Source organism: Alcaligenes faecalis, from assembly GCF_005311025.1.
In the GTDB taxonomy this organism is placed as follows: domain Bacteria; phylum Pseudomonadota; class Gammaproteobacteria; order Burkholderiales; family Burkholderiaceae_B; genus Alcaligenes; species Alcaligenes phenolicus.
This window is the reverse complement of the sequence record NZ_CP031747.1, coordinates 2,952,138-2,966,354: the sequence shown is the minus strand read 5'-3', so window position 1 is coordinate 2,966,354 and position 14,217 is coordinate 2,952,138. Positions and strand designations below refer to the sequence as shown.

The window sequence follows — 14,217 nt, the reverse complement described above, 5'->3', positions numbered from 1 at the left end:
CTTCTTGAATCGACTGCTTTTTACTCACCATGATTGCGATTACCCTTTCTTCCTTACAAAACCGGCGCACCCTGATCTTGTGTCTGGCTGGTGCGGTGCTGGGCCTGCTTGAGTGGGTCGCCTTCAGCGAGCTGATGATGGCGCCTGTGACGCATGAGCGGATCTGGGTCTCCTTGTTGCTGGCAGTGGGGATTTTTGGTGTTGCCTCCTTTACCCTGCTCATGCACGTGACTCTGTCCAAAGCCTTGTTGGCTGCCGTGGGGCTGGGACTAGTCAGCGGTGTGCTGATCTTGCAGGGACTAGGTGGATATGCCGAGGCGGATCTGTTCTGGCGGGCACCGCAGATGTGGGTGGCCATAGGTCTGTTAACGACGATCACTCTGCCATTTCTGGCTATTTTGATAGAACGTGCACGGGACTGGGCGAATTACCGCCGCCTGTTCGAGCTGAGCTGGTCCATGGTGTGTTCCTGGGCGGTGGCCTTGTTCTTTTGCGGCCTGGCTTGGGGCGTGCTGATGGCTTGCCATATGCTGCTCAGCTTTGTCGGCATTAGCCTGCTGGGGGACGTCTTGATGGAACCCGCAGTTGCGGCTGTGGTTTCTGGTGCTTTGGTGGGAGCAGGTCTGGCGCTGGCCTCGGATTCGGAGGGCGGCTATCTGTCCCCGATTCTGTTGCTGAAGCTGCTGCGTTTGCTGACCCCTGTTTTGCTGGTGGTGATGGTGGTGTTCATTGTCGCCTTGCCCTGGCGCACGGGTGAAGGCTTGCCACTGGCGGCCTTGTGCGTGGCGGCCGTTCTGGGGGCCTCGACGCTGGTGTCTTCGGTTGTCGCGGACGAGGACACGAATGCCAGCGCCACTTCTTTGTTGCGCGTTTCTGCTCGTTTGCTGGGCTTTGTCATGCCGGTGCTGGCGGGCGTGGCCTTGTGGGCGATAGGGGCTCGGGTTGTTCAATATGGCTGGACACCAAGCCGCGTTCTGGTAACGACGGCAGCGCTGGTCGCGGCGGGCTATGGGGTGAGCTATTTCTGGGCTGCCTGTCATCCTCAACGCTGGATGGCGCGAGTGCGTCGCTCCAATGTTGGCATGGCTTTGGTGTTGATTGTTCTGGCAGTGATCTGGCTGCTGCGCATTGCTTCTCCTGAAGCCATTTCTGCTGCCTCTCAAGTAGCCAGGCTGGAGGCCGGTACGCTGGCAGCGGATGATTTCCCCGATACACAAATGCGAATGTATTGGGGGCTGCCGGGGCAAGAGGCGGTGGAGTATGCCGTCAACAAGAATTTACTGGATAAAGAAGTCGGACAAGAGGAAGACGGCACAGTACCGGATCAGGAGCTGAAGGTCTGGGAAATAGGCGAGGACAAGGGGCGAGAGATGCTGCTCGGTTCCTTGCCAAGTTCTCCGGCTGATCACCCTTTGCGTCAGTCTTTTATTGAAAAGTATCCAGGCTGGGATATTGCCTATTTGGTCAAGGCCTGCGAGACCCGAACTCCCGGTGAGCATGCTGGTTGCTTGCTGGTATTTGCAGATTTGTTGCCGGGTGAAGCAGGGGAAGAAGCGATTGTCCTGTCGGTCAACAACCCCATGAGCAATGGGGCCGTGTTTGTGCAGACGGCGGAGGGGGAATGGGAGAAGGCGACGGCCTTTACGCCCGGTTTGTCTCTGGACAATATGGGCGTCATTATTGATGGCATTTACGCCAAGGGGGCAGTCATTGAACCAGCCCCTTTCAATGTGCTGAAACTACCAGATGGTGGCTTTATTGGCGTGGGCCAGCGCCCTTGAAGGCAGGGGGCTGACCTTGCTCAGTAGTGATGCCCCCGGTGGGCATCGCTATTGAGCGGCAATTCTGAGTGCTGGTTTCAATGAGGCCGCCAGCATTTGCCCATGGTTCAGTTCGCTGAAGTTTTCGTAGCTGACATTCAACCCTGCATCTTGCAGATGCTTGGCCAGATCCTGCGTAGACCATTGAGCTGCCGTATTGCTCATGGAGGTATTTCTGCGCTGTCCGCCCACCATGATGGCAATTTGCTTGTCCTTGGCCAGCGAGGTATTAAAGGCCTGAGCGGTCTTGACCAGAATCCCGTCATGCCACCACAGGGAAGGATCTCCCGCGACGTAACGCTGGTACAGATCAGGGTGGGTGAATAGGGTATGCAAGGTGAACAGGCCGCCATAGGAGTGACCCCACAGCGTCTGGCGGGAGCGATCAATAGGTTCGCGTTCTTCTACCGCCGGCTTGATATGCGTTTCGATGTAGTCCAGGAAAATATCTGCACCGCCCCCTAAGCGACCTCGTACTTCTACCGTTTTGCTGACGCCGTTTTCCGTAACGGGAGGCGTGTAGTCGAAGGCGCGGGCAATCACATCGTGGCGCGCTTCGGTGTCGTAGCCAATGGCAACCAGGACCGGGGCAGACAAGGCGCTGATGGCTTTCAGGTCGTCCACATCAATACTGGCCATGGCGGCATTGCCATCCACCATATAAATCACCGGATGACCGCGTGCGGGAGCGGGGCGGTTGGGCGTGCCTATCTGTATTTTGTAGTGCCGCTTGCCGTCTTCCGAGGACATGATCAGCGTCTCGAAGCGGTACAGGCTTTGTTGCTGGTCCACGATGGAGGGGCCGGCTGCCTCGTTCCAGGGGCGCTGGGTTTGCTGGGCGTGGGAGGGAAGTGTGAACGCCAGGCAGAGCGTGGCGGCACTGATCAGAAAGCGGGGCAGGGAGGTCTTCATCAGGGTCGGAATATAGAATGCTGAACAGGAATCATTCTTGATTATAGAGTGTGCTGTCTGGTAGAAAACAAATATCCGGACAACAAATCGTATCTATATGATGAGGGCGCTACTGCTCAGCTGTCGATGACCTATTGCTGGTTATTTGGAGCTTGCAAATTGCTATCAGGTCTTGGCTGCCTGTTCTTGTGATGGTGCAGCCACGAGAGAGGAGTGTATAGAGTGTGAGGCTGGTAGCGAAGCGGATATAAAAAAAGCCCGGATCAGCGTTGAGCCAGTCCGGGCGTTTCTTTACAGGGCCTGATCGGGCAAGGCGAAGGGGTTCAAACCCGTGCGACCATAACCTTCTTCGGTCGCAGCATCGTCCAGCACCAGGCTGGCCAGGTCATCGGCGACGCTTTCTGCTGCCGCATCGCGTTCCTGTGAGATGACTTTCAGATAGCTATGGCAGTGACCACAGCTTTCTGCACGGACGACCGCCTCGGTCGTTTCAAAGCTCAGATAGTCCAGATCGCCGGCGTCGGCGCAGTTCGTGCACTTGGCACGAACCATATGCCATTCACACTCGCACAGGGAGCAGTGCAAGTAGCGCAAGCCTTGGCGCGTGCCTTTGTGGATCAGGCTGGCAACAGGGGCGCCACCGCAAACCGGACAACTGGCAGACTCTTCCTTGCTGTTTGCAGGCAAGGGAAGAGCTCGTGCGGCCAGGGCAACTTCCAGAGACAAGGCGGCCCATAAAAACGGAGCCAGTGCCTGGGAGACGGCGTCGAACTGGTTTTGTGCCAAGGCCAGGCCTGCCTCGCGACGTGCCTGGGTGCTCATGGCGCGCAGCGCATCCAGATGAGGGCTGATAGCGGGCGAGGCGCTGGGAGCAAGCTGCTCCAGCAGGGCGTCCAGATGCGCTGTCCAGGCACCCTGACGAGCAATGGCAACAGGATCGACGGCATCGGCATCCGATTGGGCTTGTTCCGAAACCTGGGCCTGTGCCTGAGCAATATCGGCAGCCAGCTGCAGATAGGCCTCAAGCTCATGGCCTTGAGCCAGCTCGCGCAGACGGGCTGCGCGGGCGGTGTACAGCTCGTGCAGTTCGGGCCGCAGGATGGGATCAAAATGCCGGGTGGAGGCTTCCGACGGCACGGAGCGGACGATAGGGATTTCGTTCATGCCTTGCCTTCCTTCGCATCTTTTTTTGCAGCCTGCAATTCATCATGCCAGCGGTCGTGGTGATGACGTATCCAGGCTTTGGAGACATAGCCGGTCACCATGCCGGTGATGGAGCCGCGCACCCAGATCGCCAGATAAATATGGCCCAGAATCAGCAGGATCAGCCCGATCCCGGCGACGGAGTGGATCAGGATGGCCAGACGCAGCACGGGAATGGAGAAGAACTCGGCAAAGTAGGCGCGCCACATGATCAGGCCCGATACCAGCAGCGTGACGATGGACAGCATGATCAGCCAGAACAGCAGTTTCTGACCGGCATTGTATTTACCGATACGCAAAGGTTGCTTGGCGTTGTTCAGGATCACGCCTTTGACATTACGGAACCAGATCAGGTCGGTTTTTGCCGGCAGGTTGTACTTCACAAAACGCACAAACATATAGCAAAGGCCGACGAAAACCGCGATCCCTAGAAAAGGGTGCAGGACGCGGGCCAGTTGCGGTGTGCCCAGGAAGGAACTGAGCCAGGAAAAAGAAGGGTAAAACCAGGACAGCCCTGACGTTGCGGCCAGAAAGAAGCAGAGCACCACTGCCCAGTGGCACAGTCTTTCGGGGAATTTGGTGCGCAGAACAAGATTATTTTTCTTGGCCATGATCGCCTCCTTCAGATGCCTTTGCCTCTGTGTCCTCGTGGTCCTCGTCAACACTGTTCGGGCCTACGCCAATAAAGTGTGCTGCCATCCCTGCGACAGCCACGGCGCCTGCCACCGCTGCAGCGGGTTTGAGCACATCTTTCCAGCCACCGACCACCGAGCTGATGTGCGGGTCTTTGGGCAGACCGGCATAGCGCTGGGGATCGTCCGCGTGTTGCAGCACGTACATGACGTGGGTACCACCTACGCCTTGCGGGTCGTAGAGGCCAGCGTTTTCATAACCGCGCTCGTTCAGGTCCTCGATACGGCTCAAGGCCAGATCTTTCATTTCCTGCTTGGAGCCAAACGCAATTGCGCCGGTGGGGCAGGTTTTGGCGCAAGCGGGTGCCTGGCCCACGGTGACGCGGTCCGAGCACAGCGTGCATTTGTAGGCCTTGTTGTCCTTCTTGGAGATACGCGGTACGTCGAAAGGACAGCCCGCCACGCAGTAACCGCAGCCCACACACAGATCGGACTGGAAATCCACAATGCCATTGGCGTATTGAACAATTGCACCAGGAACCGGGCAGGCTTTCAGACAGCCGGGGTCTTCGCAGTGCATGCAGCCGTCCTTGCGTATCAGCCATTCCAGCTTGCCGGCTTCGTCCTCGTGCTCTGTAAAACGCATCAAGGTCCAGCTGTCGGGGCTCAGGTCGCTAGGGTTGTCGTACACGCCGACGTTTTCCTCGACCTGGCCGCGCAAGTCGTTCCACTCATTGCAGGCGACCTGGCAAGCCTTGCAGCCAATGCAGATGGACACGTCAATCAGCTTGGCGACTTCCATCTGGTGATCACGCACCTGCGGCGCAGGCGTGACCGAGTTGGTGGCCGAACGGCGCACTATGTTTTGCGAATTCATGCCGTGGCTCCCTTCATTTTCTCGACATTGACCAGAAAGGCTTTGAACTCCGGTGTTTGCGTATTGGCATCGCCTACGCCGGGGGCCAGGGTATTGGCCAGAAAGCCCTTGCGGGTTTCACCTTCAAAGCCCCAATGGCAGGGGATACCAATTTGCTGCACTTCCTGACCCGCAACGGTCAGGGTCCGCATGCGCTTGGTCACCACGGCCTTGGCTGTGATGTAGCCACGCTTGGTGGTGACTTTGACGGTGTCGCCGTGACGGATGTCTTTTTCAGCGGCCAGTTGCTCGCCAATTTCCACAAACTGTTCAGGCTGCAACATGGCATTCAGATAGGAATGCTTGGTCCAGTGGCGGAACAGTTCGGTAATGGAGTAGGTGGTGGCCACATACGGATAGTCGTGACGGTTGCCCATGCGCTCGGCATCATTGGACAGAATCCGTGCCGTTGGGTTGTGTGTCACCTTTTCGTGCAGCGGGTTCTTGGCAATCGGGCTTTCTACCGGCTCGTAATGCTCCGGGAAGGGGCCGTCATTAATGCCTTTTTCCGAGAACAGGCGGCCCAGACCTTCGGGCAGCATGATGAACGGGGCAGCAGGGCTACCGGGAGGCAGGTTGGCCGGGAAGTCCGGAATATCGGCCCCGGTCCATTGCTTGCCATCCCAATGCAGGATTTGACGTTGGGGATCCCAGGGATTGCCCATCTCATCCATGGATGCACGGTTGTACAGAATGCGCCGGTTGGCCGGCCAGGCCCAGGCCCAGCCGGGAGTATTGCCCAGGCCCGTATCGGTATTGTCCCGATTGGCCATCTGGTTGCCTTTCTCCGTCCAGGAGCCGGCAAATACCCAGCAGTAGCTTTGCGTGGTGCCGTCATCGCGCAGTTGCGCGAAGTTGTCCAGCAACTGGCCCTTGCGCAGGATCTGCTTGCCGTTGTCGTCGAACACGTCAGCCAGCGCATAGCCATTGGCCTCTTTGGCCACTTCTTCGGGATGCGGGAAGTGTGGGTCGTGATAAGTATCGGCGTCCCAGGTCATGCTCAGAACCTGCTCGGGACAGGCACCGCCTTCCTCTTCGTACAGGCGACGCAACTCCATCATGATTTCGCCCAGAATATTGGGGTCATGACGGGCCAGCCCTGGAGGTTGCTGCCCGGCGTAGTGCCACTGCAACCAGCGGCCCGAGTTCACGATGGAACCGTCCTCTTCAGCAAAACAGTTCGATGGCAGGCGGAACACCTCCGTCATCACTTCTTCTGTCTTGATGTCGTTGAACTGGCCTTCATTGCGCCAGAAGTTCGAGGTCTCGGTGACCAGCGGGTCCACAATAACCAGGAACTTCAGCTTGGACAGAGCCTTGGACGTCTTGTTCTTGTCCGGCATCGCGGCCAGCGGATTAAAGCCCTGCGCAAAGTAACCGTTGACCTTGCCTTCATACATCATGTCGAAGTAGGCCAGCATGTCATAGCTGCGATCCCACTTGGGAAGCAGGTCAAAGGCAAAATCGTTGGCTGGCGTGGCGTGCTTGCCGTACAGGTTCTTCAGCAAGGAGATGAAGAACTTGGGTGTGTTTTTCCAGTAGTTCACCTGACCGGGCAACACATCCTTGGGCGTGGTTTCTTCCAGATACTGCGCCAGCGTCTGCTGATTGTCCGAGGGCAGGTTCATATAACCTGGCACACGCAAGGACAGCAGGCCCAGGTCGGTATAGCCCTGGATATTGGAGTGGCCGCGTAGGGCGTTCACGCCGCCGCCAGCCATGCCGATATTGCCCAGCAAAAGCTGGATCATGGCAGCGCCACGAATAATCTGTGCGCCACCCGTGTGGTGCGTCCAGCCCAGCGCATACAGCCAGGTCAGGGTTTTGTTCTTGGCCGAACAGGAACCAATGATTTCGGCAATCTGCAGGAAATCGGCCTGCTTGACGCCGGTAATGTTCTCCACGACTTCGGGCGTGTAGCGGTCCACGTGGGCTTTCAACAGCTGCAGCACGGAACGTGGATGCGTCATGCTCATGTCGCGCATCACTTCGCCGTTTTCGTCTCGTGCGTAGGTCCAGGAGGATTTGTCGTAGACCTTGGTTTTGGGATCGAAGCCGGAGAACAGGCCTTCTTCAAAGGCAAAGTCGTCGCGCACGATCAGGGAGGCATTGGTGTAGGAGCGCACGTAGTCGTGCTGAATCTTGTCGTTCTCCAGCAGCCAGCGCACCATGCCCATCAAAAAGGCGGTGTCGGAGCCCGCGCGGATGGGCGAGAAGATGTCTGCCACCGCAGCCGTACGGTTAAAGCGTGGGTCCACCACGATAACCTTGGCCTTGTTCTTGACCTTGGCTTCAATCACCCATTTGAAACCGACCGGGTGGGCTTCGGCGGGATTGCCGCCCATCACGATCACCACGTTGGCGTTCTTGATGTCCACCCAGTGATTGGTCATGGCACCGCGCCCAAAGCTGGGGGCCAGGGCCGAGACGGTGGGGGCGTGACAGAGCCTCGCCTGGCAATCGATACCCAGCATGCCCAAAGCGCGAGTGAACTTGAAGTCCAGCAAGCCGGTTTCGTTGGAGGCTGCCGAGGAGGCCAGAAAGCCTGAGGACAGCCAGCGGTTCACGACCTGACCTCTCTCGTTCCTGGCAATGAAGTTGGCGTCGCGGTCGTCCTTCAGCAAGCGGGCAATGCGTCGCGTAGCGTCTTCCCAGCTGATCTTGACCCATTCCTTGGAGCCGGGCGCCCGGTATTCGGGGTGCAGCAGCCGGTTCTTGGAATGAATCATGTCCAGCAGGCCTGCGCCTTTCGGGCAGAGCGAGCCACGGCTGACCGGGTGATCCGGGTCGCCTTCAATGTGAAAGATACGGGGTTTCGCATTCTTGGAGCCATCGCCCATGGAGTACATGAGGATGCCGCAACCGACTGAACAGTACGTACAGTTGTTGCGAGTTTCTTTGGCGCGCAGCAGTTTGTAGGGCCGGACGGCTGCAGGAACTTGAGCGGCGGCTGTCGAAAGTCCCATCGCGGTAGCTGACAGCGCAGCTGCCCCAGCACCAAGAATTTTGAGAAATTGACGCCGACCAAAACTTGGCACGGTGTTATTCATGAAGGATTCTTCTTGCAAAAAAGGTAGTGGCAAAAGGATCACTAATTGCCGGGGCGGATTATAGCAGCATGCTTATAGGGTGCCCGGCTATTGGCATATAGGTCCTTGAAAAGGCAATAGTTGTGGCATAAAGGGGAATGTGGAAGTCGCCATATAATTGAGAATGTGTGCTATTCTCATGTGGCCTATTTCACTCTTTCCTGCCATCCGCGCCATTAAAGAATTATTTGCGGGCCTGGCTCGGGCTGCTTGCTCCCACACTCCTATGATCAGATTTACGGTATCGGATTTTGACCGACTCGGTAGTCCGACGGGTTTTCGCTATTGCTTGCCGGATTACAACGGTCCCAAGCAGGACATGGAGCAGGTTTGTATTGCCGAAGGGCGCGTGCAGGAATACGAGGTCCGGCCCGGCATGAAGATGGTGCTTTCAGACATCATCACTCACCACCAATACCAGGCGACCTCTTTGGCCGCGCCGCAGTTCTCGGCCATTGTCATGTTGCAGGGTCGGGCGCAGACTCAGCTCGCCAGCCAGAACACGGTCAGCATGATGGCTCAAAGTGGGGCCACCATTGCACATGCGGACGCGGTGGCCATGACAGGAACTCATCCTGCTGGGCAGCGTCTGCGTGGCTTGAACATCACTTTACATACGCCTGACAGCTTGGCTGACTCACCCTTGGGAGAGATGCTGGCCAACGTCATGGGTTCTTCGCGGATACGCCTGCAACGCTGGGCGGTGCCCCCGCATTTGTTGACCGCGATCGATCAGTTGATAGACAGTCCCTGGCAGGGCACCTTGCACAATCTGTTGCTGGAGGGGGTCAGCTTGCAAGTGCTGGCTCATGCGCTGGATGGCCTGGCCCGAGAAACAGAAAAAGATTCTCCCGTCTCCGCGCGCGACCGGCAATTGCTCGAACGTGTCAGAGAGCGCCTCTACCATTCGCCTGGCGAGGACTACACCTTGGCAGATCTGGCCAAACTGGCCTGCATGAGTCCCAGCACTTTGCGGGTGAAGTTTCAGGCGGTCTATCAGTGCTCGGTATTTGGCTGGCTGCGTGAGCGCAGGCTGGAACTGGCGCGAGAGTATCTGGCGCAAGGCTGGAGCGTACAGCAGGCAGCGCACTATGTAGGCTATCGCCATGCCACCAACTTCGCCACGGCATTCCGTGAGCGCTATGGCATCTCACCCAGCGAGTTGAATTAGGCTGTCCCGTCATTGCCCAAAGCTCTTCAAGCATTGCGCATTCCCTGACGACGCTTGCATCGCTCATGCTGAAAGACCCTGCCCCTTGCGGGCCGCTTCTTTTTGTATGTGACTGTGCCGCCTTTCCTGCTTCCTCCGTATCCCTTGATGGTTTTGATGTTGGGCCTGCTGGCCTGCGTGGCACCGGCCACCATTGATGCCTATTTACCTGCATTCAGCGCTCTGGAACAGGAATTCAATGTGCCGCCACACAGCGTGCAGCAGACCCTGGGTGTGTATATGTCTGCGTATGCGGCCATGTTGCTCTTGCACGGTACCTTCTCCGATGCCTGGGGACGCAAGCCAGTGGTGCTGGTTTCCTTGCTGGTTTATGTGGCAGGTTCTGTGATGGCGGCTGTAGCGCCCAGCTTCTCGTTCTTGTTGGCGGGCCGTGTCTTGCAGGGCTTGTCCGCCGGAGCTGGCTTGGTCATCGGGCAGGCCATGGTGCGTGATTGCTATCAGGGGCAGCAAGCGCAGCGCACATTTTCTTATATCTTGCTGGTGTTCAATGTCTCGCCCGCGCTGGCGCCGATTGTGGGCGGGCAGTTGATCGCCCATCTGGGCTGGCGCTCGGTGTTCTGGATGCTGGCCGTATTGGCCGCGCTGGCGGCTTGCTTGTGTGCGCTGCGCCTGCCAGAGACCTTGCCGACGTCCAGACGTCAGTCTTTGGTCTGGTCGCAGTTGCGGGTCGAGCTATGGCTTTTGTTGCGCAATATCCCTTTTATGGGGATGAGCCTGGCTTTGAGCTTGTTGATCGGTGCGCAGGCATTTTTGATTGGTGCCGCGCCTGATTTCATTACCCATACCTTGAAGCTGCCCGAGACCGCGTTTGCGGCCTTGTTCGTGCCCTTGGTGATTGGGGCCAGCGCGGGAGCCTTGGCCTCAGCTCAGCTCTCCCGTCTTTGGGAAGCGCGCAAGCTGATTACTTGTGCCTATGGCTTGATGCTGGGGAGCTGCCTGGCCTATGCCGCCTACCTAGCACGTGCTGCAGAACCCGCGTTGCTGTGGGCGGTCGGGTTGCCGGCATTCTTTGCCGCCGGGCTGGCCATGCTGTTTCCGGTGTTGACCATGCAGGTCTTGGCGCAGGTTCCCGCACGCGCAGGGCTGGCGGCTTCCTTGCTGGGGTTTTGTCAGATGGCTACCTTTTCCCTGGTCAGTGGCTGGTGCGTACCTTGGGTTTACGGGCAGCCTGTGCGCATGGCGGCCGCGATGCTGTTGGCCGTAGTTGCCAGCCTTGTCGCCTGGCTTTGGCTGCAAAAGCGTGCAGATCGGGCCGTGTCATAGGCAGGACTGATGTTTGGCATAGCGTTTTTGCGTTTATGAATACATCGCTCTAAAACATGAAGATGATAATTGTTCGCATCTAAAACCTTTGCTGAGATCCACCTTCATGTTTGCCGTTTCTTCCAGCTCTGCTCGCCTGCGAGTGCGTTTGCTGACACCTCTTACTCGCTCCGCCATGCTGCTGGCGGCCGCGGGCAGCCCAGCCTGGGCACAGGACAAGGCTCCTGATCAATCTCCCGTGGAGCTGTCCACAATTACGATCAAAGGCAATCGAGATCCGGGGGTGACCGAAACCAGCCAGTCCTACACCACCAAGGCAATGAGCACAGCCACGGGTTTGTCACTGTCCATTCGTGAAACACCGCAGTCGGTCAGCGTGGTGACCCGCCAGATGATGGAAGATCGCGGTATGCAGACAACGGCCGATGCCCTGCAAAGCGCCCCGGGTATTTCCGTGACGCGCAGCGATACCAACCGTTATTCCTTTTCTTCGCGTGGCTTTGGTATCGATAACTATCAGTTTGATGGCTGGACCCAGCCTGTGCTCTCGCCCTGGGCTTTTGGTGAAAGCAATCTGGACCTGGTGGTGTTTGATCGGGTTGAAGTGGTACGCGGTGCGACAGGTTTAATGACGGGGGCGGGCAGCCCCTCGGCCTCGGTCAACTATGTACGCAAGCGTCCCTTGCGTGATTTTGCGGCATCGGGGGGCGTGGACGTAGGCAGCTGGGACTTTGCCCGTGGTTATGCCGATGTTTCCACACCTATTACCGAAGATGGCCGTATTCGCGGGCGTTTTGTGGGTGCTTATGGCAAGGCCAACAGCTACACCAGTTTGCAGGACACCAAGACGCGCACCTTGTATGGCGTGATCACGGCTGACCTGATGCCCGGCATGGAATTGACCGGTGGAGTGGCCTATCAGTCCAGCTCGAACAATGGCTTTGGCAGTGGTTTTCCGCTGTTCTATAGCGATGGTTCGCGCACAGACTTCAAGCGCTCTGTTTCCAACAATACGGACTGGTCGCGCATCGAGAATGACACCACCACGGGCTTTCTGGATTTGAGCCATCAGTTTGCCAATGACTTGAAGCTGCGCCTGACTTATAACCAGTCGCACACCGATGCATCCATGAAGCAGATTTTCCGGGGCGGCTACCCGGATCGGGAAACCGGCTTGGGTACCGCTAACTCCTATTCCTATTACAAGGGGGATGTGCGTCGCAAGGCATTCAATGCCTCTTTGTCCGGCCCCTTCGAGCTGTTCGGTAAAGAGCATGAGTTCTCTGTGGGCTGGATGATGTCCCAGGACCGTGTCTCCTTCCCGCAGTATCGCGCCCTGGCACCTTTGCCGGATGCGGGCAGTTTTTATCAGCCGGGCCGCGTGCCCGAACCCGTGTGGTCAGGCGAGCCCTCCCAGGCGGATGACATGAGCAACAGACAGTCTGGTGCCTATGCCGTAGGGCGTTTTTCCTTGATGGATAATCTGCGCTTGATGGTAGGTGGACGCTTGAGTAACTGGGAGACGGACCAGACCTACTTTGGTGCCAAACGCCAGTATCGCAACCGCAATGAGTTCATCCCTTATGCCGGCCTGATCTACGACTTTGACGACACCTACACGGCTTACGCCAGCTATACGGAAATCTTCAAACCGCAGAACGCCCGCAACGAACAGGGTGATCTTCTGGCTCCCATCACGGGTAAAAGCTACGAACTGGGCTTGAAGGCCGCCTGGCTGGATGGCCGCTTGAATGGGGCGGTATCCGTGTTCCAGACTCGCCAGGACAATCTGGCCGAAGCCACTGGCAATAACGTGATCGGCGCGCCGCCCAATACCCCCGCTTATCGCCCCGTGTCGGGAGCCAAGGTAGAAGGTATCGAGCTGGAGCTGGGCGGGGAGTTGATGCCCGGTTGGAGCTTGGCCAGCAGCTTGACGACCTTCACGGCCAAGGATGCACAAGGCAAACCCATCAACACCAGCAAGCCACGTACTTTGTTCAAGCTCTACACCACCTATCGCTTGCAGGGCGATTGGCAAGGGCTGACAGTGGGTGGTGGTATCGACTGGCAAAACCGCATGTACCAGGATGCGACCGCACCGGGCCGTAAAGTGGTCAAGGTAGAGCAGGGCAGCTATGCCATCGTCAATCTGATGGCGCGCTATGACTTCAACAAGCGCATGTCCGCCACGCTGAACGTGAATAACCTGTTCGACAAGAAGTACTACTCGCAGATCGGGTTTTATAACCAGGGCTGGTATGGGGCGCCTCAGAACGTGATGCTGTCCTTGCGGGCGCAGTATTAAGAGAGAAAGGTGCAGGCAGTAGAGCCTGATGCAAAAGTCTGCTTGTCATCGCCAAGCAGGCTTTTTTATTGGAAGCGGATAGGTTGCTTGCTGTATCTCGGACACCGAGATCTTGTAGCCCTTGAGCTACAAGAACAGCGCTATCGGTCTGCTTTGAGGCCTGCGGGCTACAAACTCAGGACACCAAAGCCAATAAATCAGTCACCCCAATATCGACACCTGCCTGATACAACAAGGTGCTGGTCTGACCGCGATGGTGAGTCTGGTGATTAAAAAAGTGCGTCACTAAAAGCGCAAAATCCTTCTCCATACTCTGGCCCGCCATATTGCTGTAGCGTAGCGTTTGGCCCAGTTGCTCCGGTGTCAGCGTGGCGGCCCAATCAATAATGATCCGGTCCAGCTTGTGACGGTACTGATCCAGTTCCGCCAAGGTGTCGAACAACTGCTGGTCCAGTGCACGTGGCTTGGCAAATACGCCGATTTGCTCGCGCAAGGCGTGAGCATCAGGATGCTCGGCAAAGCGGTGCAGCCAGACGGTGTCCCCCACCGCAATGTGCATCATGGTCTTGAACAGCGAACCGAAGAAAGCCCCCCGTTCCTGATACAAGTCCTGCGCTGAAAGACTGGCCGCCGCATCGTAAAGACGGCGGTTCATTTGGCTGTTGTAGGATGCCATGCGGGTGGCGGTTTGGGGTGTCATGTTTTTTCCAGGCCAAGGTTCAGTACAAGGATTATTTGATTAAAAGGAAGTATGGATCAAGACGGATCTGCTTCTTCAGACTTGTGCCTCATTAATTCACTTGACCCAAATATAAGTAGTCAGCTACATTTCAGCCATGATAATTA

The 14,217-nt window shown here is 57.3% G+C and carries 10 protein-coding genes; 4 read left to right on the top strand and 6 right to left on the bottom strand.

The features are described from left to right. The first annotated feature begins 29 nt into the window (after positions 1 to 29). Complete coding sequence (locus tag D0C27_RS13675; protein WP_137431174.1) at positions 30 to 1,781, top strand: DUF4153 domain-containing protein; 1,752 nt, start codon at positions 30 to 32, stop codon at positions 1,779 to 1,781. Positions 1,782 to 1,829: 48 nt separating this feature from the next. Here D0C27_RS13675 and D0C27_RS13670 read toward each other — a convergent pair whose 3' ends face one another. The 5 genes from D0C27_RS13670 to fdnG all read right to left on the bottom strand — a co-directional run bounded on the left by D0C27_RS13670 (position 1,830) and on the right by fdnG (position 8,533). Beyond that, positions 1,830 to 2,732, bottom strand: a complete 903-nt coding sequence (locus D0C27_RS13670) for an alpha/beta hydrolase (RefSeq protein WP_137431173.1) — start codon at positions 2,730 to 2,732, stop codon at positions 1,830 to 1,832. Between the two features lie 291 nt (positions 2,733 to 3,023). Beyond that, positions 3,024 to 3,896 (bottom strand): formate dehydrogenase accessory protein FdhE, encoded by an 873-nt coding sequence (gene fdhE, locus D0C27_RS13665; RefSeq protein WP_137431172.1) that lies wholly within the window; start codon positions 3,894 to 3,896, stop codon positions 3,024 to 3,026. Continuing rightward, complete coding sequence (locus tag D0C27_RS13660; RefSeq protein WP_115633963.1) at positions 3,893 to 4,546, bottom strand: formate dehydrogenase subunit gamma; 654 nt, start codon at positions 4,544 to 4,546, stop codon at positions 3,893 to 3,895. The genes fdhE and D0C27_RS13660 overlap by 4 nt, the downstream gene beginning before the upstream one ends. Then, positions 4,530 to 5,444: a formate dehydrogenase subunit beta gene (gene fdxH / locus D0C27_RS13655; protein ID WP_115633962.1), complete on the bottom strand. Its 915-nt coding sequence runs from the start codon at positions 5,442 to 5,444 to the stop codon at positions 4,530 to 4,532. Before fdxH ends, D0C27_RS13660 begins: the two co-directional genes overlap by 17 nt. Further along, the gene (gene fdnG, locus D0C27_RS13650; RefSeq protein ID WP_137431171.1) at positions 5,441 to 8,533 is read right to left on the bottom strand and encodes a formate dehydrogenase-N subunit alpha; all 3,093 of its coding nucleotides are present in this window, start codon (positions 8,531 to 8,533) and stop codon (positions 5,441 to 5,443) included. The genes fdxH and fdnG overlap by 4 nt, the downstream gene beginning before the upstream one ends. 265 nt (positions 8,534 to 8,798) lie before the next feature. Here fdnG and D0C27_RS13645 point away from each other — a divergent pair, with 265 nt between their 5' ends. From D0C27_RS13645 to fauA, 3 genes are all read left to right on the top strand, one after another. Continuing rightward, entirely contained in the window at positions 8,799 to 9,743 is a 945-nt protein-coding gene (locus tag D0C27_RS13645; RefSeq protein ID WP_083053909.1) for a helix-turn-helix transcriptional regulator, read from the top strand. Between the two features lie 147 nt (positions 9,744 to 9,890). Beyond that, positions 9,891 to 11,066 carry a Bcr/CflA family efflux MFS transporter gene (locus D0C27_RS13640; protein ID WP_137431170.1) on the top strand — a complete coding sequence of 392 codons (1,176 nt, stop codon included), beginning with the start codon at positions 9,891 to 9,893 and terminating at the stop codon, positions 11,064 to 11,066. 106 nt (positions 11,067 to 11,172) lie between these two features. Beyond that, positions 11,173 to 13,371 (top strand): TonB-dependent alcaligin siderophore receptor FauA, encoded by a 2,199-nt coding sequence (gene fauA / locus D0C27_RS13635; RefSeq protein ID WP_137431169.1) that lies wholly within the window; start codon positions 11,173 to 11,175, stop codon positions 13,369 to 13,371. A gap of 175 nt (positions 13,372 to 13,546) precedes the next feature. Here fauA and D0C27_RS13630 read toward each other — a convergent pair whose 3' ends face one another. Continuing rightward, positions 13,547 to 14,071, bottom strand: coding sequence for a DinB family protein (locus D0C27_RS13630; protein ID WP_137431168.1), 525 nt, complete (start codon positions 14,069 to 14,071; stop codon positions 13,547 to 13,549). Positions 14,072 to 14,217: the final 146 nt, after the last annotated feature.